Genomic DNA, 26882 nt, shown 5'->3' on the forward strand with positions numbered 1-26882 from the left:
ATTTTCCAGCAGAGTTTAATCTCTATTTACAAGAATAAATGTGGGAAACTAAATTAGGAAAGCAGTAACAAGTGCAAAAAAATAGTAAATGTACAATGTTGTGGTATCAAGTTTTAATTGCCTAAACTCTTCACGAATTCTTCGTTTGCATTTTGTCTTTAATTATTTTTAATGTAGCAAAGAGACCGATAAACATCCATACTGCATTGGTAATTAATGCAGGAGCATCATTAAGGTTGAGGGCATTTAAGGTGAGACATAAACCTCCTATTACATTTAGAACTTGATAAATTAAGCTATTGGCAGTAAGCTTATTTATACTCAGCAAAAAATAAGCAAGAATAAAGGATATTGCTCCAACCCAACCAAAAAATACAAAAAGTGAATCAATGTTTATACCAGCCATTTAAATTATTATTTGAACCTAAGAACTTTAACTTCTAAGTTAATATTAGATCTGCAATATTATATATGAACAAATAAAGAAACCCGACCACTTTCGGTTTAAAACGCAAAAACCAAAGTAGCCGGGTGACAAAATCAACAAAGTAAACTCAAAATAATCTTGAAAATATAAGGAGCTCTAACAGTACAAAAAGCCATTTACATTTCCATTCATTTTTAATTACACTTTATTAACTCTAAATGACTGGATTCATTAATCTATTTTTAACCCTATGTAGTACAATTAGCTGTAATATTTTTATGGATCAACAAATACATAATAAAGTTCCAGATAAACATTCGAATCTTCACTTTGTGTATTTGGAGACGGAAAAATCACACTTTTAAAATTGTTTGACAGCCCGGAAATAGGAACAGTTAATAGGAAACCTTCACCTTCATCGTAGATACCTGTTTCGGTAAAATATTCTGTAAGGTCGTACGCATACTGCGTATCTTCGTAAAACTCCCCATCAAAATAATAGCTGCCATACTGCACATCGGTAGTATAAGGCTCATAAACCTGCGACTCCAATTCGTTATCTTGGTTAATTACATACATTTCTAAGCTACCAGGCAAATCATCTTCGTACCTATATGTACCTTGTATTGGTTGAAGTATTAGCTTAGCACCAAGAATATAACCTTGCTCTCCAATATCTTCTCTCATTGTTTGTAAGTAAGGAAACTCTATACGAGTTGAGAGTCCTATTATACCTGAAATGTATGTTTCGTCATCTGTTAAAGTACTCGATACTTTGTCCTCTTCACTTTCCAACTCACCTATCAAATCCTTCTCAGCTTCAAAATCAACTTTTGTATAGTGATAAGTACTAGATGTTAAAGGAAAATCTATCGAATCTCTAGATGGAAACTCTGCACTATGTATAGAATAATAAATTCTAATATATGGTTCGTTTCCTGATGTCGTCCCAGTGTCTTCATCTGTACTCGTTTCTGTTCCGAAACCTAAAAGAGTATTTGCTGTGCCTTCTACCGGAATGATAGCTAAACCAGGAAAATAATCCAAAAAGTCAGCCTCCACATCAAATAACTCATCATCATCTCTTATCATGTTGAAAAATGTTTCTCCAAATGAGTCTTCCAGTTTAATATAAACTGGTACATTGGCATTTGGCTTTACAGGGAAACTTCCCTCTCCGAGAGATTTTGATTCTACTGCAATCTCATCGTAATCCAACATGTAATCGTTATCTTCGTCTGGCGGATCGAGCTCCTCTGCCAAACGCTTTATTTCCATCCTTTGTAACTCTGTAGTATCTCCTATGTAACTATCGAAAGTGGTTACAAATACTACTGAATCAAAAGAATATGAATCGTCTAAATCTATATTGTCAATTCCGGATGGAAGCCCAAATTCAAGATAAGCTGAAGCTGTAAATTTGCCAATCTTATCTTTATTATAGATTCCCACCAGTACCTCACCTGTACCAGAGGTTACTACAGAATCAAGTTTGGTAGTGTACGTTTTAACGGTGACTGTATCAATAACTATCGTAGTACTTAAATTATCGGTTACAAAATCATCAAACATTCCATCGTCTGTACTACACTGTACCAACAACCCTATAGCAAACATCAGCAGGATACTTTTTTTTAAAAGTACTTTCATGGAGTTTGCATTTACTTAATTAAATGTGACTATTTAAGCTAGTAATTATGTGTGTTTATTGGTTTAGGAAAACTGATATATTAATAATTGTGATTGTTTTAATTTGTCAGTTTAGTTTACCAAAGTAATTTTTATTCGTCAGGATCGTCGTCGTACTCTTGATCTGGGAAGAATTCCCACAAGTCATCAAATCTTGATGAGCCGCTGCTTCCGGTTGTTACAAATAGTCTATCATTTACAGTAAATCCAATCGCATTAGTTCTTGAAGAACCTTCAAAGTCTGCTAGTTCTTCCCACTCGTCTAAAGTTGGGTCGTATTGTAATACAGATTTAGTTGTACTTAATGAAGTACCAGTTAGGATATAAGCATATCCGCCACTTACTAAACTTATAGCACCTGTTCTTTCGATTCCTAAATCGTCGTTATCTTCGTCTTCATCATCTAAGTCGATGAGCTTAGTCCACTGTCCACTATCTCCATTAAATTTATAGAAGTCAGTTTCATAAGAACCATTGTTCTCACCCCCACCTACATAAGCTTCGTTATTTACAACAAATACAAATGCATTAGTTCTCTTGTTACCTGTTAAACTTTGTACTTGTGTCCAAGAGCCTGTAGAAGGGTTATACTCCCAAAAGTCTTTTAAATAGTTTTCGTCATCACCTGTACCAACATAGCCTTTATCGTTAAGTGTAAATGCTACTGCACCGTAACGAGCCGAACCACCAAAGTCTGCAATAGTATCCCATGAATTGGTTGTTGGGTCGTATTCGTAGAAGTCTTTTAGTCTGTGGTCACCGTCGTAACCTGTTCCTACATATCCTTTACCTGAAGCAGCAAATGCTACTGCTGAATTTCTTCCTACTGCTGGTAAGTCTGCAATCGCTGTCCATTGCATGCTTTCTGAATCAAATTTCCAGAAGTCAGTTAAACGGTCACCATCTTCGTCTATACCTGCTCCAACATAAACAATATTGTCGATGGTAAATGAAACTGCTCCACTCCTTCTAACTCCTTCAAAGTTTGATCTTTCAACCCAGTTGCCATAATCTGTATCGTCGTCGTCGTTACAACTGAATAATAAAGCGGTAATACTTGCAATGAATAATAAACTCAGAATCTTTTTCATAAATCAATCCCTAGTGTGTCAATAATTTAATTTAGCTATAAAATAAAATTGAATTTGAATCTCAATGTGCTAGTTCAAATTCTCAATTCAGACAGTGAAAACCAGAGATGATATTTTGTACTCACCTTTTCAGGATTTTTTTTATTTTTTTTTTGAGTTTACTAAGTTTTTATGGAGTCGAACACAATAAAAAGTAGCTTAAAAGCTAAATAAGCAGATTTTTGGATAAAAAATTTCTCTTGAAAATTTTTAGACAAACTTCTATTATTTTATACCTATCTCACGATTAGATTGGGTTACTTTAAGTTTATAAATTGTTATTCATCATACTTAATTTAAATTTTTAGTTATCAAGTAATCAATACACATTTAAGTATAATTCCATTGGCAATTTCAATATTATCTTCAAAAAAATATTTGATCTAACCCACTGATAATAAGCAACTTCAGCTATTATATTTATTTATTTAAAAAAAATTTAAGCATAGAGAGAAGGATTTTTAAAAACTGGCTGTCAAAAGGGAAATCAAAACATACATTATGCTTAAGTATTCTAGTATTACTTTTTTTACTTTCAGTCTTATAACAGCTATTACATTATTGACTGCTTGCGATAATGATGATGATATATCATCAGACGACACCAATGAAACAACCGAAGTTACTTTGCACAATGCATTTGCAGAATTTGACAGCGACAATCTAGATATTTATCTAGATGGCGATGAGGTTGTATTAGAATCTAACGGAATGACTAATCACACTTCGCCTTATTGGTCTCCAACACACGAACTTTATGTAGAAGCAACTGTGGCTGATGACTTGGCTCCTGGCTTTATAGACGACTTTAGCGGATCATACACTTTAAGAGTACCGGCAAATCCTGACAAAGCATCTAGCTCTTCGTCTACTGGTTTAGGTTCCATTGGTTTTGCTATTAGTGGCGGCATGATTTACAATGATGAAGAAGGGCCAAATGTACCTTTGGATGATGCTGCCACTTCGCTAGATTACTCTGGTGCTCATACCGGACCTCAAAGCTATCATTACCATTTAGAGCCAAAAGCTTGGTCTAACGACGATGAAGAGTTAATAGGCATTATCTCAGATGGTTTTTTCTTGTATGGAAGAAAGTGTAATGCAACAGGCTCCTACCCTACCGATTTAGATGCTTCTGGTGGACATACAAGTATCACTCAATTTAACTCTGAAGCTGAGTATCATTACCATATTCAGAATGAGCTTTACTTGAACAAGTACTACATTTTATTTCCGGGTGATTACCAAGGCTCTCCAAATGCGATACAATAGTATATTTTTAATTTGCTGTATTATGCTAATTGGCTGTAAAAAATCTGAGAATAATTCTCTTTCATTAAACTATTGGTTTAGTGTACAACAAGATACTGTAACAGCTAATTTATTAGAGCTAAACCCTGTAAAGGGGCTTGTTTACTATAAAAACAAGCCTTTTACAGGAGTTTCAGCTAAGTATTTTGATACTGGGAAGCTGTTTTCCGCTATCGAATATGTGGATGGCAAAAAGCATGGAACATATAAGAAATGGTACCCGGATGGTTTATTGAGCTTTCATGGAAATTATATAGCTGGTAAAAAACAAGGGAAAGCTAAAAGCTGGTGGAAAAATGGCGTACAGCGCTCAGAAGCAAATTTTGAAAAAGGGGTCGCACATGGTATTCAATTGCAATGGTATAAAAGCGGTTCAATGTTTAAGCGCTTGCATTTGAATTATGGAAAAGAAGAAGGTCTACAACAATCTTGGCGTGAAAACGGCAAACTCTATTGTAATTACGAAGCCAGAAACGGGCGAATATTTGGATTAAAAAGAGCAAACTTGTGCTATGAATTGGAAGACGAAAATGTTAAATACTAATTGGTTAATTATCGGATTGATTTTTTTGTTTGCCTGTGAAAATAGTAGCATGCATGGCAGTAGAGTGGCAACATTGCCATTTTATAAAGATGCTGCATTTACACCTCACTGGTTTACACCTCAAAGCGATACTTTAGCCTCATTTCATAAAATTTCAGACTTTAACCTAATTGATCAAGAGGGTGATTCAGTGACAGAAAATACCTTTGAAGATAAGATTTATGTGGCTAATTTTTTCTTCACTTTCTGTCCTGGCATTTGCCCCAAAATGACCAACAACATGGCAATTGTACAAGACGCCTTTTTAGAAGACGACGAAGTGCTTTTGCTTTCTCATTCTGTAACTCCGGAACACGATTCAGTAGAGATTTTAAATGAGTTTGCCAATACTTACGCAGTCAACTCTAAAAAATGGCATTTGGTAACTGGTGACCGCCAGCATATTTATAAACTTGGTAGAAAGGATTACTTTATAGAAGAAAACCTCGGGCGTAATAAAAATGCTGATGATTTTCTTCATACTGAAAACTTTGTGTTGATTGATAAGCAGAAACACATTCGAGGTATTTATAATGGATTAAATAAAACCTCCGTCAATCAGCTAATTGCTGATATTAAAACTTTAAAAAATGAATAGAAGATTTTGAAAATTTAGTGGCTTAGGTATTGACTCTCCATGTATACTTGTTGAACAAATAACTTCCAATACCTTAAGCCACTTTTTCTAATTAGTTGGTTGAATTAAAACGAAATCTTATAACTCACATTAGGAACAATTAAAGCTTCTCTGTACATCTCTACACTTTGCGTTTTTAGATTATACCTGTGCCCAAGAAATTCCTTATAATTATTGGCATTAATCACTTTTAATGATAACTCGTGGGCACTTTTCTGCTTATTCCATTTGTAGTTTACCGTAACATGAGTTACCACAGATGTTTTTGCCTGCTGAGTAAAAGGATTGGTTTCATCATACACCACATCTTGTTGTAAGGCAGATTGTTGCTTATCGATAACTGAATATTTATCTCCACCCTGCACGCTCAATCTCAAATTCACACTAAATAAATTCTGATTTTCTCTGCCTACATTGTACTCTTTACCGACTAGTGCATTTACCAAGTAGTTTCTGTTAAACCTGGTATTATACCATTCGTCTGTATCTCCTTTGTATTCAGATTGAAATAGTGATGTGGTAAACAGAAAATAGAATCCCCTACTCATGTATTGCTCTAAGGTAAAGTCGATACCGTAGTTTCTACCCTTTCCATTGTTCACAAAAGTATCGCTGATGAACCAGTCGTCTTGCAGGTTAAGCAAAGAGAAAGTACTGTCAGCAATTACAGGAATATCGAATAAATACTGGTAATAAGGTTCTATTTTTAGATGTAAACTCTCATTGATGTTCCAATCGTAACCCAACACAATATGGTGTGCCTTTGTAAAATCCAGATTCTTATTAGGGAAACTGCTACCATCGCTACTTTTAGTAAAATAGGTATTGATTCTTTCTAATCGACTGTGTAAACCATAACCCAAACTCAGTTTATGTTTCTCATCAATTTCGTAAGAAATGCCTAACCTTGGCTCTATGGTTCTATTTTGATTGAGTGTAAAGTACTGAAAGTTTATACCTGCATTTACTGTAAATTGATTGTAGAAAAAAGTAGAATTGGTATAAGCTGAAAGTAAGGTGCTAAAACCCTTATCAGTTACCAATGTATTCAACTCACCAGCATCGTCCGCTTCTTGTAATAACAAATCGTAACCCATACCGGTAACAGTTATTCCTGTTTTATTCGCATGTCTGTCGCTTACCTTATTATTCAGTACCGATTTAAAAGTGACATTATAATACTTGTTGTCAATCAAATTATGGTCTTGCGCTTCTAGTAAATCATTTAGCCTCTTGGTTTTTAAATCAATCCCATTCGTAGAAAATGCCAATGTGGAATTTAATGAAGTATTAGACCCAAAGAAAAACTTATGGTTTAATCCTGTCGCTCCCATATACTGGTTTACTTTCTGGTCTTCTTTATCCTGATAATACTCCCATTTCTCCGAATCGGTTTCTGGTTCTGCTCCTGATTTATCAGACAAGCCAATTCCCCAAATAGAAAATACACCTGCATTCTCAGTCGGGAATTTTAGCTTGAAAGCCAAGTCCTGATAGTTAGTGCCTTGCGCATCTTCTGGCAACACAGGTGCAATCAAACCTAAAGTAGAGTATCGATAGTTTACCACATAAGATGATCTTTTATTTTTGCTTAATGGACCTTCTGAAGACAGATCAATTCCGATAGCACCAACTTGAACACTATGCTCATGATCGGTATTATTCCCATTGCGCATTTGTATGTCGAAAACACCAGAAAGCGCATTGTTATATTCCGCAGGAAAAGCACCAGTTAAGAAATCTGAGTTAGCCAATAGGTTACTACTCAAGGCAGTAAGTCCACCACCACCAAAGGCAGCTAAATCTGCAAAATGGTTCGGATTAGGAATCTCTACACCTTCCATTTTCCACTGCAAAAACTTAGGTGCATTTCCCCTAATTACAATTGCATTGTTAGCAACATTACTAGCAACACCCGCAAAAGATGAAGCCAATCTAGCTGGATCGTCAAAACCTCCTGCATACCTGTTGGCTTCTTCCACACTTAACATTCTGGCACTTACCATCGCATTTGGGTTAATGGCAGATTCTTTCTGAATACGAGGAGTTACTTCTATTTCGTCAAGCATTTCTGCATTTTCAACTAGTTTAAATGTGAGTGAAAGCGCTTTGCCTTTCGTAACCAACACTTCTGGAATAATCACCGGCTCGTAGCCCATATATGAGGCTTGCAAATTGTATCTACCAACTGGCACATTGTTTATCACAAAATTTCCATCTTCGTCGGTAGTTGCACCGAGCATAGGTTCTGTTTGAAGAATAATGACTGTGGCAAATGGCAAAGGTGCCTGTGAAGTTTGATCGACAACTTGCCCCCTCACCTGTTGTGTAATTGTTTGAGCATAAGAATACCTTTGCAAGCCCACTAGGACTGCGATTAGTAACATAGATCGCAAAATCATGAAAGTTTATTTATTGATGATGTTACAAAGCTACAGGCATAGCTGATTGCCATCAATACTGATCGATCAGTATATTTTACTAGATAAGGCCTAATCTGCCTGCAAACTCAATGGCTTCTATAGAGGTATTGGCACTAAGCTTTTTCAAAATTTTTTGTCGGTGGGTATTTACTGTATGCACACTAATGGATAAATTGTCTGAAATCTCTTTACTCAAATAGCCCTCTTTTACCAAATTAAGAATTTCTGCTTCTCTTTCTGTCAATAGTTTTTTGGATAAATCAGTAGATTGGTTTTGCTCCGAGATTGTTTGGACCTCTCCTGTTTTAATATTGATTAACTGGCCCTTTACTTCATCAGAATTATTTTGATTAGGCGAAACATCTACCACACTAAGCGACAACCACATGTTTCCAAAATTATCCATCTCCAAAACCTGATGTTGCTCTATTATTCTGATGTATTTACCTTGGTGGTTTTGTATTCTGTATTCACTTTGATACTTAAACTTTTTCACCTCTTCTTCGGGTAAAGTAATGAAATACCGCAGCAAATCTGTACCTCGCTTTACAAGTATCAACAAATCGTCTGGATGCACTTTTGAATTGAAGTAGTCATTGCCCACTTCTTCAATCTGGTTCATGTCATAACCAAATATTTCTTCCAAATTGTATGAAGCATAAATGTGCTCTCTCTTGTTCATGTCAAACACTGTGAGTCCAGTGTTATTCACCTTAGCCATTTGATTTAGAAATGGAATTTGCTGCTCAAAAACAGTATAATCCAAACTTTCAATATCAAAAACCAGATTTTCTAACAGTTGATTATACTCTCTTAAAAGCTCATTTAATTTCTCCACAGGAACATCTTTAAGGCCAAAAATAATACTTCAACTCTCAGAAAGCTAAATGACTTCAGGGTTGATTACTGTTAAAAAAGTGATTCTTGTTTTCCTGTAATATGATACTCTCCATTGCGAGCAACAATACTAAAACCTTTATTCACATGTATCCATTGGATAAAATCAGACTCGTATTCTGGCAATAAAAAGTTTTTAAACCAAAATGCAAATTCTTTGTGCCCTGTATTGAGGTTGTTTTCTAAAAGCAACTTTTTGCGGAGATAAGGATTGTTCTTTACATAACCTCTAAAAGTGTCTATTTCTCTACCTGAAGCATTAGAAAGTAGTTTCTCTCCTCTACTATCTCGCTCTTCTTCATACTCCTCTCTCCAACTTTCAATCATGGCAGTTTCTTTTTCTCTTCGCTCTACCTCAGCATTTTTGAAAGCCTCATTTATCTGCTCTTCTTTCTCCTTTAAAATTTGCTTTTCTGTTTTTGTGTTGGCATTACGCTCGATCAAACTCACCAAATAAGCCGATGGATTTTTAACTCTACCTGTTTTATATCCTTTTTTGGTTTCTTCGATCAACTCCATCAAATATTCCGGTTCTCTTCCCTCATCATTCAAATAATAATCTGCCTGTTTCTGACTTAAACCTAATTCTTCAAATGCCAAAATCACATCTTTTATACCCTCCTTGCGCATGGTATTGGATTTGATTTGTTTCGGCAACCTTTTTTTCTTGATAATGAAATCTATCTCAGTAATTTTTCTGCCTTGTTTTCGCTCGGTAAACTCAAAGCTTACATCGCAGTTTTTGTCCAAGTCTTTTTTAGCCTGCTCAATCACTTTTTTCTTAAACATGTTGTAGCTACGGTATTTATCCTGCAACCTCAACATGCGTCTAAGATCTGCCACAGCAATTGTTCTTTTACCTATGCGCTCATATTGTTTAATCAACTCATAAATACGCATAGAATACTGGCTACGTAGCGAAAGTACATTGTAATCGTAGAAACTGGTAAACCTTTCTTTGAGGTCTATCATGTGCGGTTTAAGCTTGGGTACAAAAATAATCCCGATGGTTCCTTCTTTGTGTTTGTGCATAGACCAAGTGATAAACGGAAACTGCTCTACGTTGCCATTGTCATGTCTAATTTGCACTACTCTGGTCATCAGTCTTTTTACAATTTCAATCATACGCTCATAAAGTGCATGATTGTCTTTGAGACCCAAATCTTCTTGAAAATCTTTAATTCGAAGTTGATAGGTTTTAAAATCTTCGTCACCTTTACGTACTTGCATAGCCATTAAGTAAATGATTTTCATCTCTATGGGCGTGAGACGATATTCTGCATTTACCAGATAATTACTCTTTACAATTAATGAACCGCTACCTACTTTTTCCGGATTATCCATATCAATAGATTTACTTCTAATGCAAAGTATCACTACGGAAAAACAAAAGCAACCGCTGTTTAAACTGGGTTGCATTTTTATTCCTCAAAAGGTTGCATTAAGATAAATTTATTCCTCAATAAGTTGCTTTACTATGGATGTTTAGCTGATAATTGATGGAAAAGCAACCTTATTATTCCCGCATATAAGCAGTAAAAAACCTAGATTTTATCTTTTACCTCAAAAAGTTGCTTTTAAAAATAACTTAGCCGCAAAAGGTTGCTTTTAGGATATAAAAAGATGCTTGCAGGCGCTATTAGGAGCCACATTTTTATACTCTCAACTAATTGGTTGCTTTTAATGATTTCAAATTCAATAAAGTTGCTTTAAATTGAGACAAAGGTGCTTTATAGCCCTCAAAAGGTTGCTTTAAACAGTAGAAATCTACGAAAAAGTTGCTTTTAGCTAAATGAGATCACTTTTACCGAGCCGCAAAAGGTTGCTTTTAAGCTAAAATACATCTAAATATCTCTCCTAAATCTGCATTTAAGTCTAAAGTCTAGTATAATTGATCCTGTTTTTTGCTTTTTGAGTAGGAAAATGAGGTAATACCTTAAAAGGTTGCTTCAGTTCCGCAATTGATTGCTTTACTTCCTCATTCAGTTGCTTCTATTCCTCAAAAGGTGGTTTTGTTTCCTCATTCAGTTGCTTAAACCTCCTCAATTAATTGCTTTTGCCTTTATAAGATATTAATAATCAATTAGTTACAGGTGCATAAAACATTAAAACAATTAAAATAAATAAAAACAACTAAAATACTTAAGCTAAGATTTCAAGTGTGTTTCTATTTTTTGTTTTACTCTAGAAATATCAGCTAGAATTTTTTGTTTTTTTGGATTAATGAAACATCTTTGTTTTAAATCAAAACTAAATAATACAACCTTGTTTCATTAGTGATGAACTTGTTAAACAAACACGTAGTAACATTTTTTAAAAGAAACCCAGCAATTTCTGCCACAGCAGTTGCCAAAGAAGCGAATGTTCCGCCAGCTTCATTGAGAAATGCTATAGCTGGTGGCAGACCACTCCCAGAAAAGCACTTGGTTTCACTTTTTCATGTGTTAAAAAAATATGGTTTTAGCGAAGAAGATTATGCACAAGCAAATGTAATTTGTGTAGTAAACCACAAAGGAGGAGTTGGAAAAACCACTACAACCATGAACTTGGGTAAAGGGTTGGCTTTAGAAGGAAAAAAGGTATTGTTGATTGATATTGATCCACAATCGAACCTAACACAGCATTGTGGTTTAACTACTGCTGAAACCACCATTGCAGATACTTTGCTAGACGATGAACCTTTACCAATTCAGGAAATTTCTGAAAACCTATGGTTGGTTCCGTCTGAATTATCTCTGGCAACTGCCGAATCTAAATTGGTTACCGATGTAAATGGTTGGTTTAAACTCAAAAATTCTTTGCGAGGTGTAAAGTCTCAGTTTGATTATATTCTGATAGACTGCCCTCCTTCTTTGGGGATTCTAACCAACAATGCATTACTCACTTCTAACAATGTGGTTATTGTAATAGAAACAGAGTATTTGGCAATTAAAGGGCTTGGAGTAATACTGAAACATGTAGATGGTATAAAAAATAATGGGCTCAACGATAAGCTAAATATCATGGGACTTTTATTTACCAAAGTAAATACCACTGTGGTGAGTAAAACCATCATTAACGAGTTGCGAGATGTTTACAAAAAGCGTGTTTTTGATGCATCCATTAGGAGAAATATTGCTTTGGTAGAAGCTGCCGGAGCAGGGCTGGATATTTTTTCATACGATAGTAATTGCAACGGCTCACAAGATTATATGGAACTAGCAAAAGAAATTATTGAAAGATGAAAAAGAACAAGAAGGAGAGTGTACTGGATTTTTTAAAGAACACAGTCGACTATTCTGACGATACAGCAATAAAAGAAAATATCATTATCCATCCTGATTTAGAACCCTTTATTTTCCCTCTTACTCAGGATGAATTTGGCCAACTAGAAACCAACATATTGGAAGAAGGTTGCCGCGACCCTTTGGTGGTTTGGAACTCACCAGACAACCAAAAAATATTGGTTGATGGCCATAACCGTATTAGAATTTGCCGCAAACACGGTTTAGATTTTAAGATAAGTAATAAGCATTTTAACGATATGCAGGCGGTTGAAAACTGGATGATTAACAACCAGCTTGGCCGTAGAAACCTGAACCCAGAGCAAATTGCCATATTGCGAGGCAGGCAGTATAACCAGTTAAAAAAAGGACATGGCGGACAGGTTTTTTTTAATACTGACCCGAGTGGACAATCTGACCACTCGGATGCAAAGACTTCCGAAAAGCTAGCTCAAGTCCATAAGGTAAGTGAAAAAACCATTAGACGCGATGGTAATTACTCTGCCGGTATGGATAAAATAAGAGCACAAAATGAGCAGTTATACAGCGATATTATTTCTAAAAAAGTAAAGGTAAAAAGAGATGATATTGAAAAGCTAGCAAAAGTTAGTGATGCTCAAATAGCAAGTGATATAGAAGCCCTTGCAAGTAGTTCTTCTACTAAATCAGCTCCTGTAAAAACAGAGGCGAAAACTACTCAAACAACAAAGTTGGAATCTGAAAAAAAGAAATTTGTTACACAGGCTGAGAAGCTTAAAAAGCTTGGTTTGAGTAAAAAAGAATTAAGGTCTTTACTAGATCAATTGTTTTAACAGAAAGCATCTTTGTAATGAGTGAAATTAAAATGTTTGAATCCAAAGAAATACGTTCTACTTTGCATGAGGGAGTATGGTTTTTTGCTGTGGCAGATGTTGTTGGCGTGCTTACCGAAAGTGTAAACTCGGGTGACTATTGGAGAAAGCTAAAACAAAGAGAGCCCCAACTCGTGACGAATTGTCACAAGTTGAAAATGCCAGCTTCAAATGGTAGAATGTATCAAATTGATTGTGCTAACAAAGAGAGTTTACTAAGAATTATTCAATCGGTGCCATCGCCAAAAGCTGAGCCGTTTAAAAAATGGCTGGCAAAAGTAGGTAATCAAGTATTAGATGAGAAAGCAAACAAAAGACTTGCTGCTCACCGAAAACTGAAAGAAACCCAAAACAGATTTTTGGATAATGTAAAAAACAGAGGTGTCGATGATGAGGGTTTTGTGAGAGTGATAAAAGCAGGAGATGATGCACTTTTTAACGAGTCTAATATGCATGAGAAATATGAGCTCGAAAAAGAAGAAAATATAGACGATTACATGCATGAATACTTGCTGCGAGGAAAAGACTTTGCAACAGCTATGACGCACTTTAACGTGCACCAAGCAGATTTGCAAGGAGAAGAAGATATTACAGATGAGCACAAATCTTCTAACAAACAAATTAGAGAAACCATCCAGAAAAGCTCCAAGATTAACCCCGAAGATATAAAAGCCCAAAAGAGTATTCACAAGCTAAAAGGAGGAGATAGTAAAGACAAAAAAGAGTTGGAAGAATAATTTGCATAAAGCTTTGCAATAGCTAATCATATCAGCCTATCATAGAATAATTATATTCTAAAATTAGAAAGTAAAAAAAATAACAAAGTATATCCTAGATTTTTATCATTCAGTGAATATTAGCTTTGTAATGATGATGTGCTAACAGATAATTTTCTAACTTTAGTTACCAGCCTTTCTTTCACAGCCTACCACAACAAAACATTATTTTTTACAAAATCCCCTTCATTATGAAAAATCTAGATTTGGTAAGTAGTCTTATTCTTCTATTTATACTTGGAGCTTGTACGCATCAAAATGAAAGCGCGGATAAGTTTAATAGTCCCGAAGGCATAAAAAATGCCATTGTGAAAGCCAATGATGAATTACTAAATAAAGGAAACCTTGATTTTGCAGATCAGGTTTTTGCAAAAGAATATAGAGGTGCTGGGCCAGATGTAATTAAAAAAAAGGTAACTAATCTGAGACAAGCTTTCCCTGATTTACAGGTTAGCATTGAGCCAATAATAGTAGATGGAAAAAGAACAGCTTGGTTAAGAACTCATACAGGAACCCATCAAGGAGAATTTGCAGGTTACGCTCCAACAGGAATGAAAGTGACTTGGGAAACAATGGTAATTTCTGAATATGATGAAGATGGAATGGTAGCTAAAGAATGGGGTGTAAGCAATATTATTGAAGTATTGCAAAAACAACGTGGTGAAGAAATTGCCAAAGAGTAGTTTGAGTAAAATGAGCAGCAATAGAATAGCTTATTGTGTTTATAAAATGCTATTCTATTGCTTTTAAAATGAAATTTATATCTGATCTATAGATATTATTACGAAATCTTTTTTAGGGTTTTAGATTTTAGTTTAAGCACAAGTGCAATGTTAGCATTTACATCTAATTAGTCGATGCAGGTGGTAATTCGCGTAGTTGCGCAACTACTATGCTTATAATATTCATGAAGGTTTTTCTTCTAGCTGTAACACTAGATAGTATTCCGATTGTTAAACACTTGGCATTTTTGTAATTTGATGTATCAAATTATAAAAACGATATATCTTAACACTATGAAAATGAATAAAATATATCATGTTTTAATACTGTTGCTCTTTTGTGCCCAAACATCTGCTTCCCAAGATATAATTACGATAAAAGGAAGGGTTCAAGATAATGGGGAGCCCTTGGCAAATGTAGCATGTTTTCTAAAAAACAATAACTATATAGGTGATCTTACTGACAAAGAAGGTCATTTTTCTCTCATACTCCCGAAAGTGCTTCTCTATGATTCCCTGGTCATATCCTGTATGGGGTTTGATAAACAGGTGTTGCCACTTACCTCAATAGCGATACAGGATGGATCGATAAATATCTCACTGATTCCGACGACTACGCTGCTACCAGAAGTAGTAATACGGTCAGACGAGGACATGCTAAAAGAGCTCATGCTAAGTGCTTTCTCCAAAATAGCTAAAAACTACCCTAAAAAGGCACACCAGCTAGAAGGGTTCTATCGGAAGGTCTCGACAAGAGACCACCAGTTTACCCATTTGCAAGAGGCGAGTATTACTATTCAGGACAAGGGATACCATACCGACCCTTCTGGCTCCAAAATAAGGATCAACGAGTTCCGCCAGTCCCAAGAATGGGACGAGCGTGATAGCCTTTTGGAGATATACATCGATAAGTCTGCCGAGGCATTAGTGGAAAAGTTCAATGTGCCCATACACCCCATGAAAAAAATATATGAACAGTCTTACCTCCGGATGTTCAAGCAACCATCAACCCATTTTAACTTGGCATCTTTCAAGAAATATATAGACCAGTATCAATGTGAGTTGGTCGACCTCATTGTAACGGAGGGGGACACTGTCTACCAAATAGCATTCCGGTCAGTACAATCCCCATTGCCATTGAACAACACTACATATGTGAAAATAAATGCAAAAGACCTTGCTATAGTCGAGTACCAATTTAATCATTGGGGTGGGGAATGGTCGCAATTGGTGAAGTTCAAAAAATTCGACGGGCGCTATTACCCCCAAATGATACAGACTACCCAGCCGCGCATAATTGACCGGGACATACACTTGGAACGCATGGATATTGAGACCATTTGGTTTGATTCTCCAAAGACAAAAACCTTCCAAAAAATCAAATCAAATGCGGCTATTGACAGGACTAAAACCCCAGTTCAATTGGAAGAACCGTATGCCCCTGATTTTTGGAGCAAGTACAAAATACATCAAGAGCATCCTTTGGAGCAAGGTGTAAAAAAAAGCTTGGAGATGCATCGCTCTCTCGATGACCAATTCAAATCACCCAAAAGTCCCCATGCCAAGTATGAAAACTAGTGATATAACAAAACTGCTTCTTATTTTGCTCATGCCAATAATGGTAATGAGCTGCAAAGACGGTCAGACAAGGAACGAGGGCAAGATCGTTCTGACATTTGAAAACCCTTCAAAAAAAAAGATCCTCCTAACATATATCGATGACTGGTCTATTCCACATAAAATGGCCGTTCAAGACATAACAAACCAAATAAAGATACCAACCTTGAGGCCTTACCTAGATATAAGTCTACAAGACAAGTCAGGCCTCACTTCCTATTTTTTATTTAAAAATGGGGACAGCATACATATTGATCTTAGTTCAAAAGATCCCCATGCCAAAATTCTAAATAGGCAAGTACCTGTTTATGAAACCAATTTTGGAAAATGGAAACAAAATGAATTGTTTGGTGAAAAAGAACCTGCTAAAGAAAGGTTCTTCGATTATTGGTCACTAGTAAATGGAGGTTTTAGTTTGATAACCGGAGATGACATGGCCGAGGAGTTGCAACCAGTCAAGACCGAGGCTTTCAACGAGCTTGTTCTAGAAAATAACTTTATCGATTCCCTAGTTACAAAAGAGAGATTGGACAGATATACCGCATCGTATTTCAAGGCGAAAAACCAGATGCTAGACATGCTGCTGAACTTACATGGAATCAATTCTATTGATTGTACTAAGAAAGCGATGGTAACCCAAGCTTTTGAAGAAGCACATATTGGCTTGCCCACCCAAATGGGCAATACCGTTGCTTATACCTTTTGGGATGATTTTCTAAATACATTTTATGATAATTGTTTGAATAAAAGTGCAGTAGGTAGAAACCGTCTAAGGGAGTTTATTGCCTCAACAAATGAGTTCCCATCGACTATGCGTGACCTACTTGTTTTCAAGCACGCAGAGTGGATATTACAAACTTTATCAGTAGCAAAAGGTATTGAAATCTTGCAAGAACTCAGCAATAACCCTATGCATAAGGTATGGGTAGAACACTTTTCTAAGAAATATAACCTCGATCAAGGTTTCGATACCGAATGGTTAGTATATAGCAATAATGGTGAATCCATTACTTTCAACGAACTACTCTACAGGCATCACGGTAAATTGCTTTATATAGATATTTGGGCATCATGGTGCCACCCTTGTTTGGTTCAAATGCCATATTTTGAAAAGCTTAAAAGAGCATATAGTGTGAAAGGTGTTGACTTTATTTACATTTCGATTGACGAAAACCCAAAAAACTGGAAATGGGCAGAAGAAAAATATTTGTCTTTTGATAAGGGCAACAGTTACAGGGTAGATAGTTCAGGTTATGAGTTATTAAAAACGGAGTTTAACTTGAATACAGTTCCAAGAGATCTTCTATTTGGAAGAAATGGAGACCTGTTGCATTTGGATGCACCTCAACCAAGTTCCCTTGAGATACAACATACATTGGATGAAATTAATAGTGATTTTTAAATTATAAAATAGGGTTACCATCTAAGTGGCAATGCTAATAATTTGACTATAGGTTTTATGTTTACCTGTGGTCATTCTTATTAGTAATTTATCTAAGATAGTTCCTCTAAAATCTCTTCGGTTAAATCGAAAGAAATATTCGTTTATCTAGCTGAGATTACAGGAGTTTTTGTGCTGAGTTCCTGATTTTCCAGTGCGTCTAACATATATCTGGCAACACTTTTTCTACTGATCGTGAGTGCTGGTTTTGGTTCGTTTCCAAACGACTCTATAATATCTTGAATTTTCTTAGAATTGGTGAGACCAACCGGTCGGATAATCGTCCAGTTAAGGTCAGATTGCATGAGCAATTTTTCTTGTTTATCGTGGTCTTTATAAGCTACTTTGATATTGCTGTTATCAATCATCCACTTAAACCAAACTGGTAAATCATTATTAGTTTCACCAACTCCCCAAGCAGAGCAAAGCACTACTTTCTGAAAAGGATGCACATTAGCAAGGGTTAAAATGTTATGCATCACATTAGAAAGAAAGTTTTCTGGTGTTCGCAATTTTGCCCAAGGGAAATCAGATTTTCTAGAAATATTGAGTGTACTTATTAAGTAATGGCAACCTTTTGAGGCTTCGCATAAAGCCTGATAATCTGACGGATTTCCTTCAAATACCTGAAGGTTTTCATGCTGTACATGCACCTTGTTTTTATCTCGAACAAGGCAGTTCACTTTAAAGCCTCTATGTAATGAAGCGTCAAGAGTATGCCGTCCTGTGCGTCCAGTTGCACCGAGAATTAAGATTCGATTGAAAATTCTCATTTAGAAAATAATTTAACTACTAGGAACAGAAAGGAATGTTTAGTCGAATGGTAATAAGTCTGGTTCCAGATATTCTTTTTTTGCTTTCTCAGAAGTGAAAATATCGAAACCATAATGGCTATCGATCAAATCTTTAAAAGCATTTTTTAACCTGGGAGATTCTCGAATAAAGTCTTTAAAGTTATCTGCCGAAGATTTAAGCATAAAATGGTAAACTGCTTTTATCGCTGCTACAGTAACTGTTTTGTTGTATTTGTCTTTTAAACCAAGTTGTGATGCATAATTTTTAATTTGGCAGCAAATGTTATTGCAAGCTCTTTCCATGCCATAGTTGTGGAGGTGAATCCATGCAAGACGTAGGTGTGCTTCATGGCTAAACATGGCAGGGTCGAGTCTGCCTTCTTCAAACTGTAATTCAAATACAGCATCACTCAATTGAAAATGCTTTTCCATAAAATTATCTTCTAAAATTTGAGGACTAAATTTAATAAGAATTTTCTATTTTAAATAGAAAAAAATACTGGTTAGCAAACCTAACCAGTACTGTTAGTGAGTGATCTGCCGCTTTCATTTAGACTTTCATTAAACATGCCTGACAAATCGCTTCTATATGCGAAATATCAGTGCCACAGCAGCCACCATAAACCATAAGATTTGGTAATTTTTCGTGTAGTTTTATATACTGATGAGCCAAGTCGTGCTTATCTCCAGCATCTAAAGTTTTACATTCGTCTAAATCTGAATGACACTTGCAAGAAGCATTTGCTCTTACACCCATAATGCGTCTCGTCCAACTTTCATCAGGATCTAGCACATGTAAAAAATGCGTTGGATGCGCACAGTTTATCATATAGTAAAGCGGATAAGCTTCTGTAATTTCGTCGATCAAGCTAATGGCATCTTCAAGCGATTCGCCACTTGGTAGCCTCCCATCTGTTTCTAAAGTATAAGAAATTATTACTGGTAAATCTTCCCTCTGTGCTGCTTGGGTGATACCCAACGCTTCTGAAATGTTGCTCATCGTCATGGCAGTGGCAACATCAGCATTGCTGCTCTTAAAAGCATCTATTTGCAAGCTGTGGTAGTTATTGGCTATTTCTGGCGTCATCGACTCTGCCGGATTGTAAGCATCGTAACGAGGGCCAATGCAACCACTCACAAAAATTTGCTTTTGGTGTCCGGCAAACTGCCTGCTTAGGCGACGCATCTGATTGATAATTTTACTATTTATCTCAAACAGTTCTAATTGGTTATATCCTAGTTTTACACCGTAATCTATGTTGGCTCTCCAAGTCGGGCTCTCGAAAATAAAACCTGTATCATACTTCTTCGCCAAGTCGATATACTGCTGATAATAGTTAAGCAAAATGGCTTTGTGATTCCGGTTGTTAATGAGGTCGAAAGCAGCAAAATAGGGTAGTTCTATTCCATGCTTAAAAATGAGTGATGTTTCCAGCCCACCATCGGTAATAAATCTAGTCTTTAATGGTCTGTAAGAAAATTGGGTGTATGACATAGGATGTTAATGTGATAATTAAAAACAACTGAGTGTGATAGTGAGACCTACTAGAGACCTATTTGAACCTGTTTGGAGATATCCAAATTTGCCTTTTTGAAATGAATTATGCTAAAAATAGAGGTATACAAAAAGTGAACATCCATGAGAATAGATGTTTAAACAGCAATTAAGACATGTTTTGTGGGCAGAATCTAAAAAAAGAAGGAAATCAAAATTGAACTACAAGTAAAATTGTTTTCACAAATTGATTTATCTAATTTTCGACTCCAGTTTTTTATCTAGAATTTATGACATCAAAAAATTCATTTCACATCACACTGGCAGAATCCACAAAAGATTTAGAACAGATATTAGCGCTTCAGCAAAAGAACCATTTCCAAAATATTTCTTCAGAAGTAAAAGACCAAGAGGGCTTTGTAACGGTAGTGCATAATCTGGAATTACTTACCAGTATGAATTCCACTGCTAAACAAGTAATTGCCAAAGACGGAGACGAAGTGGTCGGTTATGCATTGGTAATGACAGAAGCTTTTCAAGATTTAATTCCTGTTTTAAAGCCCATGTTTGAGATGTTTAAAGACATTGATTTTAAGGGCAAAAAAGTAACCGAATACACCTACTATGTAATGGGGCAAATTTGCGTGGCAGAAGGCTATAGAGGTTCAGGAGTTTTTAGTAAGATGTATGCCAAACACAAAGAAGTGTATGCTAGCCAATTCGATCTATGTATTACAGAAGTTTCTACCAGTAATAAACGCTCAATGCGAGCACATGAGAAAGTAGGTTTTGTAACCGTGCATACCAATGCAGATGAGTTCGACGAATGGAATATTTTAGTTTGGGATTGGGAATGAATTTCCCATTTGAAACCATAAAAGTAAAATTGTTTCAAGATAAATAACCGAAAAGATGATGAAAATACTAGTAACAGGTTCTTCGGGAAGGTTAGGCAAAGAAATAGTAAAACTGTTAAGGCAAAATAACTATGAGGTTTTAGGTACAGATTTGGTTAAAAGTGAAACCACAGATGAAATACTGGATATCCGAAATTTGGATAGTGTATTGCAAATCACCAAATCGATAGATGCCATTATCCACACGGCGGCAATTCATGGGAAGCATTACGAACTCAATTATCCCAGAGAAGAATTTATTGCAGCCAACATCAACGGTACTTTTAACCTCTTAAAAGCTTGTGTGCAAAATGGTATTTCTAAACTGGTTTACACAAGTACCACTTCCATTTATGGAGAGGCAATGGTGGATAATAGCAAAGCTGTTTGGGTAACAGAAAAGTTAACACCGATTCCCCGAGACATCTACGACATTACCAAACTTACAGCCGAGTTACTGTGTAAAGATTATTTTGAGAAAGAGCAGATTGAAACCACCGTGTTACGCGTATCTCGCTTTTTACCAGAAATAGATAATTTAAAAGCTATTCATAGACTTTATCGCGGTTTAGATGAAGAAGATGGTGCAATGGCACACATGCTGGCTTTGCAAAAACATTTCGATTCTTTTGAAATCTTCAACATCTCTAACCACAGTGCATTTAAAGAAACTGATGTGGACATGTTGTACCAAAACCCGAAAGAGGTAATTTTGAAATACTATCCTCAAGCAGAGACTTTCTTTGAGCGAGAAAACTGGCAATTCCCTCAAAAAATAGACAGGGTATACGTGATTGAAAAAGCGATAAAGTTGTTGGGCTACAAACCGGCTCATAACTTCGAAACATTCTTAAAATAGCATTAAAAGTAGTTGACACATCAATAAACCTAGTGACAAATGACAGAGACTATAAAATTAGCCGATATAAAGGCAGTATTGTTTGATTTTGATGACACACTCGTTCAAACCACAAAAACGAAATATGAGGCTATAAAAGCTATTGGTAGCAGGTATTACAATCATCAATTTACAAATGAAATGATAGATGAACATTGGGGTATTGCTTTCAACAAGTTTTACCACAATCTTTTTGCTGATCTCGACACAGATATGAGTCGAGTAATGGAAAGAAGAACGATCGTAACCAAAGAGTTTCCTAATCAATTATTTTCAGATACCAATTCCACCTTATCCAGTTTAAAAAAGCAATGTAAACTGGGCATAGTTTCCGCCGCTTCTAAAGAAACTATTCATGCAGAAATTCATCAAACTGGTTTAGATATTTCGACTTTACAGTTTATTCAATCAGCAGATGATACAGATTTTCATAAACCAGACCCAAGGGTTTTTGAGCCTGCTTTAGCGCGACTAGAAAAAGAGCAAATTGATAAATCTGAGATTTTGTATGTAGGCGATTCGCTCAAAGATTTTTATGCAGCCAGAGATGCCGGATTACATTTTGTGGGCATTGCAAATGTGACAACCTCAGATGCTGTGTTCACTAAAGAGCGAGCAGCTTATGTAAATTCCCTCAACGAACTGCTAGCACTTGTGTAGCCAAAATGTTGATTTTCTGCAAAATTAACCTTATTTGGAGGTAAATTATCCAAATATGGTTATATTGGAACAGTTTAGAAAATTACGACATACGAGCGCGCTTACGAGCAAACGAATATCAATTTTAAAAGGGCTACATGAAAATATCTCGTAATGTAAAGTATGGAATTCTACTTGGAATCAGTTTGGTTGCTTGGGGTTTAATCAATCATCTGGTAAGGGTAAATTCGATAATGGCATTGCTATCTTCCATATTATTTTTTGGCATATATGGAGTAGTAATTATCAGTTATTTAAAATCTGAAAAAATTGAAAAGCTCACAGATTCATTTGTTAGCCTGTTAGTGGTTGGTTTAATTGGTATCGGTATTCTTTCGGCTGGTTACTTTGTAAATGCAACCATCATTTCGCCTACTTATCAGGCAGAAGAATTACAAAGCACGCAAAAGAAATGGGGTGAGTTGGGTTACACTGAGGCACAAGTACAAGAGCAAGTAGAATTGACTGATGTTTTTCAAAACCCGATGAGTTGGATGGTGGAATTGTTTAAGTTTAATTTCATGGTCTTTTTAACCATGCTTACATTGCTTTCTGGCTTATGGTTTATCCTCAACGAGTTTGGAGTAGCTCCTAAAATCAGTAGGCAAAGGGAGTGAATTTTTTGTATCTATCAAAGATGAAAACCTCAACCTCAAAAGTATTATTGATCACCGTTCAATTGCTTTTAATAGCTGGTTTTACATTTGGGCAAGATCAGTTAATGGAAGGTTGCGATTGTTTGTCTATAAACACCAAGTTTGAGCACTTTCGCTTTCCAATTCGTTTGGCAAAAGTTTACAACGATAGTTTAGACTTCTTTCCTGAAAGAGCAAAACCTTATCTGGTGGTTTCATCCAAACAAAATGTGAGTTATGATTATCTAATAAAAGGCATTAGGTTCTACCTGTATAATCCGACTGATTCTATTTTGATTATTGAAATAAATAAATCACATATAATGTGCGAAGCTCAGAACCAAGAAGGGAATTGGATAGAAATCGAAAAGAAAATCTCTTATGAAGTGCCTTTTTGCGGATGGGGATATGATGAGTCTGATTATTTAGTAAAATTGTCTAAAGGACAGTATTTAAAGCTAGTCGCTCCATGTTATAAAGGTTCTTTTAAAACATTTATTAGGTATAAATTTGTTACAGAAACAGGCGATACTATTTATACAAAAACGATTGAGGGTAGCATCAACGAAGAACTATTAGTAGGGAATTAACTGAAATTATTTTTTAATCCTAAAATCAACCAAGCCATGCAAGGTTTAAGAACAACTATTTACAAAGTTGGCGACATTGAAGAAGCAAAAAAATGGTACAGCGAAGTATTTGAAACCACTCCCTATTTTGATGAGCCTTTTTATGTGGGCTTTAACATAAAAGGTTACGAGTTGGGTTTGCAGCCCGAAGAACAGCCCGTAGTTGGTAAAGCCGAAAGTGTAGTAACTTATTGGGGAGTAGAAGAGATTGAGAAAGAATACGAAAGACTCGTTGCTCTGGGTGCAAGCAAACACGAAGACCCCGTAAACGTAGGTGGTGAGATTATGACAGCCACCGTAAAAGACCCTTGGGGAAACCTAATTGGCATTATCTACAATCCCGAATTTAAACTGGAAGAGTAATCTCTTTACTTTGAAAAACCTAAACGAGAGTTAAACGCTCAATTATTTGCTCAATCTGACTCAGTTTTTAATATTTGTTGATCGAATTTTAACAAAAAAAAGAACCATGAGTCAGATTGAAACTAACTGGAATCCCGAACTTTATAATAACAAATACGCCTTTGTTTACGGATATGGAGAAAGCCTTATAGAATTGCTAAATCCACAAAAAGATGAGCGAATTCTTGATGTAGGCTGCGGTTCCGGACAACTGACTCAAAAAATTGCTGAGCTTGCCAAAGAAGCTGTCGGTCTCGATTATTCAGCCGATATGATTGCCGATGCTAAAGCAAAATTCCCAGAGGTAACTTTTAAAGTAGCCAGTGCTGCCGATTTCGAATTCGACGAAATGTTTGATGCTTTGTTTTCTAATGCCGCTTTGCACTGGGTAACCAGCTACAAAGAAGCTGCTCAATGTATGTACAAAAGCCTTAAAACAGGTGGTAGATTAGTTTTAGAAATGGGTGGCAAAGGCAATGTAGGCATTGTAGTAAGCGAACTAAAAAATCAATTAGTAATCAAAGGTTATCCAACTCAGGCAGCAATGGAGCTTTGGTATTTTCCATCAGTAGGGGAGTATGCTTCTGTTTTAGAAGAGGCTGGCTTTAGAGTCACTTTTGCCCAGCACTACGACAGACCCACCGAACTGGCAGATGCTGCTACTGGTATTAAAGACTGGCTTTCTATGTTTGGTAAAACCTTTTTCGAAGGAGTTGCCCCAGAAGATATAGAAAGCATAAAAGAAGCCGTACAGCAAAATGTAAAATCAAGCTGCTTTGTAGATGGCAAATGGTATGCAGACTACAAAAGACTAAGAATTATCGCTGTTAAGGAGTGATGTGATTTCACTCCTTATCCTATTTTTATTGCTCTCGACTCTACTTCTTAGAAAAAGCTAATGTTAATCCTAAAGCAGCGAGCACACTTACTTTGCTCCATTTGGTAATGTTCCAAAACTTATCGCTGTTGAGTACACCAGTTAATTTACTAGCTAACACAGAAATAAATGCAAAGATGAGTATGGCTTGAATCATAAAGATGAATCCAAGAACCAACATTTGATAAGAGGCAGCAAAACCTGTGTTGCTAATAAATTGAGGCAAAAAGGCGATAAAAAACAGGGAAACTTTTGGGTTCAATACATTCATAAAGAAACCCTTTCTCACTAGTTGTAAAAAGCTTTTTTCAGGCTCTTTTTTAATGGCATCAATCCCGATAACAGGCTTTTTATCTTTTACAGCCATTACTGCCAAATAGAAAAGATAGGCAGCACCTAAATATTTAATCACAGAAAAGGCAATCGCAGATTTTTGAATAATGATTGAAAGACCAGTAGCAGCGGCAATAGTATGAATCAATATTCCAGAACTCAAACCTATTGAAATGGCGATTCCATTTCTTTGCCCTTTGGTAATGCTTTCAGTAAGCACAAAAATATTATCGGGCCCCGGCATAACGGTGAGCAATATCGAAGCTCCTATAAATGATAAAATTAACTCTATCTCCATAATTTTTTATTTATGGTAAATATATAAATATTTAGATTGGAGCAGTTGCGATTTGCTGTAAATTAGAATGAAGAGTAAGAATAGAGGAGGTTTACGCTTCAGCTAGATGCTTTATTTTTAAAAGAACTTCAGCCCAAAATTCGTCAGAGCGGTTTTTCTGCTTCTCTGTAGGTATGTTATCTTCAGAAATGCTTAATTGACTCATTCCATTCATTTCTTCTAAATCAAACGTCCAAGTTCTATAGTTTTCGGGTTCGTCAGGTAAGCCATCAAAATTACTCCAATGAGAATATTGAAGTTGCGTATTTGGTACTACACAGAGAAGAATACCTTTTTCCTGATATTTATTTCCATTATATTCTCCTGTAAAGGTAATCGGGCTACCAACCTTCCAATCTGTTTCTATTTCTGCTCCAAAGAAATACGATTTTGCTATTTCAGGTGTAACTAGTATCTCCCAAATCCTAGTTGCCGATGCTTTTATTTTAATTGAAGATTTCGAAATCAAGTTTCTTGTTTTTATTCTAATTTATAAAGATTTAATTAGATAATCTTTGCTTCAAATAATTCAGCTAAATACTTCTTACTTTTTATACTTTCATATTTAAATCCTCCTAATACCATTGCATAACCAAAAATAAGCATTCCAAAAGGGATTAAGGACATTGGTTCAAAATTTTCATTGTTTAAATAATAAGAAATAACAGCTAAACTAGCTATTCCCACTCCCCCAAACCATATGAACATAAAGACTATGACAAACGAATGCAATCTCATTTTCACATTGACCTTTGTTCCATTCATTTCTTCTTCTAAGGTTCCAGTTATTATTGGGATAAAGGAGTTTCTATATCCAATAATGCGATTTATTTTAAATGACATATTATGGATACTGCCTTCATAAGGTTTGTGCTCACTGTTACCAAAAAATCCATTCATTCTAAAAGTCTTTTTTGGCTCAACAACTTCGTTGAGTCTATCAACTATCTCGTTGGTATTAAGCTTAGTTTGATAAGTTATGTCTTCAAGTGGCAGATATTTCATTATTAATGTATCCAATGTTTAGGGTAAAATACAATTCAAATAACAAAATACATTGATTTTTGCTCTTTCAGACTAATTATTCACTCATTTCTAATTGTGTTGAGAAAATAAAAAC

At 35.7% G+C, this 26882-nt stretch carries 28 protein-coding genes; 16 read left to right on the forward strand and 12 right to left on the reverse strand.

All coding sequences use genetic code 11. The features are described from left to right. Positions 1-130 precede the first annotated feature (130 nt). From OQ292_RS38000 to OQ292_RS38010, 3 genes are all read right to left on the reverse strand, one after another. Positions 131-406, reverse strand: a complete 276-nt coding sequence (locus OQ292_RS38000) for a CBU_0592 family membrane protein (RefSeq protein ID WP_284689397.1) — start codon at positions 404-406, stop codon at positions 131-133. A gap of 297 nt (positions 407-703) precedes the next feature. Continuing rightward, entirely contained in the window at positions 704-2077 is a 1374-nt protein-coding gene (locus tag OQ292_RS38005; protein ID WP_284689398.1) for a DUF4270 family protein, read from the reverse strand. A 131-nt stretch (positions 2078-2208) separates the two neighbouring features. Beyond that, on the reverse strand, positions 2209-3207 hold the full coding sequence (locus OQ292_RS38010) for a Kelch repeat-containing protein (protein WP_284689399.1): 999 nt from the start codon (positions 3205-3207) through the stop codon (positions 2209-2211). A 540-nt stretch (positions 3208-3747) separates the two neighbouring features. Here OQ292_RS38010 and OQ292_RS38015 point away from each other — a divergent pair. Genes OQ292_RS38015 through OQ292_RS38025 form a run of 3 tightly spaced genes read left to right on the forward strand, consistent with a single transcriptional unit; the run spans position 3748 to position 5738 of the window. After that, entirely contained in the window at positions 3748-4518 is a 771-nt protein-coding gene (locus OQ292_RS38015) for a YHYH protein (protein ID WP_284689400.1), read from the forward strand. Positions 4519-4540: 22 nt separating this feature from the next. Next, positions 4541-5101 carry a toxin-antitoxin system YwqK family antitoxin gene (locus tag OQ292_RS38020; protein WP_284689401.1) on the forward strand — a complete coding sequence of 187 codons (561 nt, stop codon included), beginning with the start codon at positions 4541-4543 and terminating at the stop codon, positions 5099-5101. Beyond that, complete coding sequence (locus tag OQ292_RS38025) at positions 5070-5738, forward strand: SCO family protein (protein WP_284689402.1); 669 nt, start codon at positions 5070-5072, stop codon at positions 5736-5738. Before OQ292_RS38020 ends, OQ292_RS38025 begins: the two co-directional genes overlap by 32 nt. Before the next feature lie 104 nt (positions 5739-5842). On the opposite strand, the gene OQ292_RS38030 is transcribed toward OQ292_RS38025, so the two are convergent. The 3 genes from OQ292_RS38030 to OQ292_RS38040 form a co-directional block, all read right to left on the reverse strand. Beyond that, positions 5843-8179: a TonB-dependent receptor gene (locus OQ292_RS38030; protein ID WP_284689403.1), complete on the reverse strand. Its 2337-nt coding sequence runs from the start codon at positions 8177-8179 to the stop codon at positions 5843-5845. Positions 8180-8258: 79 nt separating this feature from the next. Beyond that, the gene (locus OQ292_RS38035; RefSeq protein ID WP_284689404.1) at positions 8259-9038 is read right to left on the reverse strand and encodes a LuxR C-terminal-related transcriptional regulator; all 780 of its coding nucleotides are present in this window, start codon (positions 9036-9038) and stop codon (positions 8259-8261) included. Positions 9039-9109: 71 nt separating this feature from the next. Next, on the reverse strand, positions 9110-10441 hold the full coding sequence (locus OQ292_RS38040; RefSeq protein ID WP_284689405.1) for a replication initiation protein: 1332 nt from the start codon (positions 10439-10441) through the stop codon (positions 9110-9112). A 935-nt stretch (positions 10442-11376) separates the two neighbouring features. On the opposite strand from OQ292_RS38040, the gene OQ292_RS38045 reads away from it, so the two are divergent. The 6 genes from OQ292_RS38045 (at position 11377) to OQ292_RS38070 (ending at position 17728) form a co-directional block, all read left to right on the forward strand. Beyond that, the gene (locus OQ292_RS38045) at positions 11377-12321 is read left to right on the forward strand and encodes a ParA family protein (protein ID WP_284689406.1); all 945 of its coding nucleotides are present in this window, start codon (positions 11377-11379) and stop codon (positions 12319-12321) included. Continuing rightward, positions 12318-13172, forward strand: coding sequence for a ParB N-terminal domain-containing protein (locus OQ292_RS38050; protein WP_284689407.1), 855 nt, complete (start codon positions 12318-12320; stop codon positions 13170-13172). Before OQ292_RS38045 ends, OQ292_RS38050 begins: the two co-directional genes overlap by 4 nt. Before the next feature lie 17 nt (positions 13173-13189). Beyond that, positions 13190-13948 (forward strand): BRO family protein, encoded by a 759-nt coding sequence (locus OQ292_RS38055; protein ID WP_284689408.1) that lies wholly within the window; start codon positions 13190-13192, stop codon positions 13946-13948. Between the two features lie 230 nt (positions 13949-14178). Further along, positions 14179-14670: an ester cyclase gene (locus tag OQ292_RS38060; RefSeq protein ID WP_284689409.1), complete on the forward strand. Its 492-nt coding sequence runs from the start codon at positions 14179-14181 to the stop codon at positions 14668-14670. A 333-nt stretch (positions 14671-15003) separates the two neighbouring features. Then, complete coding sequence (locus OQ292_RS38065) at positions 15004-16287, forward strand: carboxypeptidase-like regulatory domain-containing protein (RefSeq protein ID WP_284689410.1); 1284 nt, start codon at positions 15004-15006, stop codon at positions 16285-16287. Further along, positions 16277-17728 (forward strand): TlpA family protein disulfide reductase, encoded by a 1452-nt coding sequence (locus tag OQ292_RS38070; RefSeq protein WP_284689411.1) that lies wholly within the window; start codon positions 16277-16279, stop codon positions 17726-17728. Before OQ292_RS38065 ends, OQ292_RS38070 begins: the two co-directional genes overlap by 11 nt. Before the next feature lie 143 nt (positions 17729-17871). Here the strand turns inward: OQ292_RS38070 and OQ292_RS38075 are convergent, their stop codons facing one another. The 3 genes from OQ292_RS38075 to OQ292_RS38085 form a co-directional block, all read right to left on the reverse strand. Beyond that, on the reverse strand, positions 17872-18540 hold the full coding sequence (locus OQ292_RS38075) for an NAD(P)-dependent oxidoreductase (protein WP_284689412.1): 669 nt from the start codon (positions 18538-18540) through the stop codon (positions 17872-17874). A gap of 39 nt (positions 18541-18579) precedes the next feature. Beyond that, the gene (locus OQ292_RS38080; protein WP_284689413.1) at positions 18580-18993 is read right to left on the reverse strand and encodes a hypothetical protein; all 414 of its coding nucleotides are present in this window, start codon (positions 18991-18993) and stop codon (positions 18580-18582) included. A 118-nt stretch (positions 18994-19111) separates the two neighbouring features. After that, positions 19112-20056, reverse strand: a complete 945-nt coding sequence (locus OQ292_RS38085; RefSeq protein ID WP_284689414.1) for a homocysteine S-methyltransferase family protein — start codon at positions 20054-20056, stop codon at positions 19112-19114. A gap of 290 nt (positions 20057-20346) precedes the next feature. On the opposite strand from OQ292_RS38085, the gene OQ292_RS38090 reads away from it, so the two are divergent. From OQ292_RS38090 to OQ292_RS38120, 7 genes are all read left to right on the forward strand, one after another. Continuing rightward, entirely contained in the window at positions 20347-20913 is a 567-nt protein-coding gene (locus OQ292_RS38090) for a GNAT family N-acetyltransferase (protein ID WP_284689415.1), read from the forward strand. Between the two features lie 55 nt (positions 20914-20968). After that, positions 20969-21811, forward strand: a complete 843-nt coding sequence (locus OQ292_RS38095; RefSeq protein ID WP_284689416.1) for an NAD-dependent epimerase/dehydratase family protein — start codon at positions 20969-20971, stop codon at positions 21809-21811. A 39-nt stretch (positions 21812-21850) separates the two neighbouring features. Beyond that, entirely contained in the window at positions 21851-22510 is a 660-nt protein-coding gene (locus tag OQ292_RS38100; protein WP_284689417.1) for an HAD family hydrolase, read from the forward strand. Between the two features lie 137 nt (positions 22511-22647). Beyond that, positions 22648-23166 (forward strand): hypothetical protein, encoded by a 519-nt coding sequence (locus OQ292_RS38105; protein WP_284689418.1) that lies wholly within the window; start codon positions 22648-22650, stop codon positions 23164-23166. A gap of 20 nt (positions 23167-23186) precedes the next feature. Then, positions 23187-23774, forward strand: a complete 588-nt coding sequence (locus tag OQ292_RS38110; protein ID WP_284689419.1) for a hypothetical protein — start codon at positions 23187-23189, stop codon at positions 23772-23774. A gap of 36 nt (positions 23775-23810) precedes the next feature. After that, the gene (locus tag OQ292_RS38115; RefSeq protein ID WP_284689420.1) at positions 23811-24176 is read left to right on the forward strand and encodes a VOC family protein; all 366 of its coding nucleotides are present in this window, start codon (positions 23811-23813) and stop codon (positions 24174-24176) included. Positions 24177-24282: 106 nt separating this feature from the next. Next, positions 24283-25053: a class I SAM-dependent methyltransferase gene (locus OQ292_RS38120; protein ID WP_284689421.1), complete on the forward strand. Its 771-nt coding sequence runs from the start codon at positions 24283-24285 to the stop codon at positions 25051-25053. Positions 25054-25093: 40 nt separating this feature from the next. Here the strand turns inward: OQ292_RS38120 and OQ292_RS38125 are convergent, their stop codons facing one another. The 3 genes from OQ292_RS38125 to OQ292_RS38135 form a co-directional block, all read right to left on the reverse strand. Further along, on the reverse strand, positions 25094-25723 hold the full coding sequence (locus tag OQ292_RS38125; protein ID WP_284689422.1) for a LysE family translocator: 630 nt from the start codon (positions 25721-25723) through the stop codon (positions 25094-25096). A 91-nt stretch (positions 25724-25814) separates the two neighbouring features. Beyond that, positions 25815-26231, reverse strand: coding sequence for an SRPBCC family protein (locus OQ292_RS38130; protein ID WP_284689423.1), 417 nt, complete (start codon positions 26229-26231; stop codon positions 25815-25817). 35 nt (positions 26232-26266) lie between these two features. Continuing rightward, positions 26267-26782 (reverse strand): hypothetical protein, encoded by a 516-nt coding sequence (locus OQ292_RS38135; RefSeq protein WP_284689424.1) that lies wholly within the window; start codon positions 26780-26782, stop codon positions 26267-26269. Between the last annotated feature and the right edge of the window lie 100 nt (positions 26783-26882).

This window comes from Chondrinema litorale, from assembly GCF_026250525.1.
GTDB lineage: Bacteria > Bacteroidota > Bacteroidia > Cytophagales > Flammeovirgaceae > Chondrinema > Chondrinema litorale.

Excerpts from the sequence above, each read along its gene's own strand:
- OQ292_RS38000 (WP_284689397.1), bottom strand. The coding sequence starts at position 406 with ATGGCTGGTATAAACATTGATTCACTTTTTGTATTTTTTGGTTGGGTT.
- OQ292_RS38005 (WP_284689398.1), bottom strand. The coding sequence starts at position 2,077 with ATGAAAGTACTTTTAAAAAAAAGTATCCTGCTGATGTTTGCTATAGGG.
- OQ292_RS38010 (WP_284689399.1), bottom strand. The coding sequence starts at position 3,207 with ATGAAAAAGATTCTGAGTTTATTATTCATTGCAAGTATTACCGCTTTA.
- OQ292_RS38015 (WP_284689400.1), top strand. The coding sequence starts at position 3,748 with ATGCTTAAGTATTCTAGTATTACTTTTTTTACTTTCAGTCTTATAACA.
- OQ292_RS38020 (WP_284689401.1), top strand. The coding sequence starts at position 4,541 with ATGCTAATTGGCTGTAAAAAATCTGAGAATAATTCTCTTTCATTAAAC.
- OQ292_RS38025 (WP_284689402.1), top strand. The coding sequence starts at position 5,070 with ATGAATTGGAAGACGAAAATGTTAAATACTAATTGGTTAATTATCGGA.
- OQ292_RS38030 (WP_284689403.1), bottom strand. The coding sequence starts at position 8,179 with ATGATTTTGCGATCTATGTTACTAATCGCAGTCCTAGTGGGCTTGCAA.
- OQ292_RS38040 (WP_284689405.1), bottom strand. The coding sequence starts at position 10,441 with ATGGATAATCCGGAAAAAGTAGGTAGCGGTTCATTAATTGTAAAGAGT.
- OQ292_RS38045 (WP_284689406.1), top strand. The coding sequence starts at position 11,377 with ATGAACTTGTTAAACAAACACGTAGTAACATTTTTTAAAAGAAACCCA.
- OQ292_RS38050 (WP_284689407.1), top strand. The coding sequence starts at position 12,318 with ATGAAAAAGAACAAGAAGGAGAGTGTACTGGATTTTTTAAAGAACACA.
- OQ292_RS38055 (WP_284689408.1), top strand. The coding sequence starts at position 13,190 with ATGAGTGAAATTAAAATGTTTGAATCCAAAGAAATACGTTCTACTTTG.
- OQ292_RS38060 (WP_284689409.1), top strand. The coding sequence starts at position 14,179 with ATGAAAAATCTAGATTTGGTAAGTAGTCTTATTCTTCTATTTATACTT.
- OQ292_RS38065 (WP_284689410.1), top strand. The coding sequence starts at position 15,004 with ATGAAAATGAATAAAATATATCATGTTTTAATACTGTTGCTCTTTTGT.
- OQ292_RS38070 (WP_284689411.1), top strand. The coding sequence starts at position 16,277 with ATGAAAACTAGTGATATAACAAAACTGCTTCTTATTTTGCTCATGCCA.
- OQ292_RS38075 (WP_284689412.1), bottom strand. The coding sequence starts at position 18,540 with ATGAGAATTTTCAATCGAATCTTAATTCTCGGTGCAACTGGACGCACA.
- OQ292_RS38080 (WP_284689413.1), bottom strand. The coding sequence starts at position 18,993 with ATGGAAAAGCATTTTCAATTGAGTGATGCTGTATTTGAATTACAGTTT.
- OQ292_RS38085 (WP_284689414.1), bottom strand. The coding sequence starts at position 20,056 with ATGTCATACACCCAATTTTCTTACAGACCATTAAAGACTAGATTTATT.
- OQ292_RS38090 (WP_284689415.1), top strand. The coding sequence starts at position 20,347 with ATGACATCAAAAAATTCATTTCACATCACACTGGCAGAATCCACAAAA.
- OQ292_RS38095 (WP_284689416.1), top strand. The coding sequence starts at position 20,969 with ATGATGAAAATACTAGTAACAGGTTCTTCGGGAAGGTTAGGCAAAGAA.
- OQ292_RS38100 (WP_284689417.1), top strand. The coding sequence starts at position 21,851 with ATGACAGAGACTATAAAATTAGCCGATATAAAGGCAGTATTGTTTGAT.
- OQ292_RS38105 (WP_284689418.1), top strand. The coding sequence starts at position 22,648 with ATGAAAATATCTCGTAATGTAAAGTATGGAATTCTACTTGGAATCAGT.
- OQ292_RS38110 (WP_284689419.1), top strand. The coding sequence starts at position 23,187 with ATGAAAACCTCAACCTCAAAAGTATTATTGATCACCGTTCAATTGCTT.
- OQ292_RS38115 (WP_284689420.1), top strand. The coding sequence starts at position 23,811 with ATGCAAGGTTTAAGAACAACTATTTACAAAGTTGGCGACATTGAAGAA.
- OQ292_RS38120 (WP_284689421.1), top strand. The coding sequence starts at position 24,283 with ATGAGTCAGATTGAAACTAACTGGAATCCCGAACTTTATAATAACAAA.
- OQ292_RS38125 (WP_284689422.1), bottom strand. The coding sequence starts at position 25,723 with ATGGAGATAGAGTTAATTTTATCATTTATAGGAGCTTCGATATTGCTC.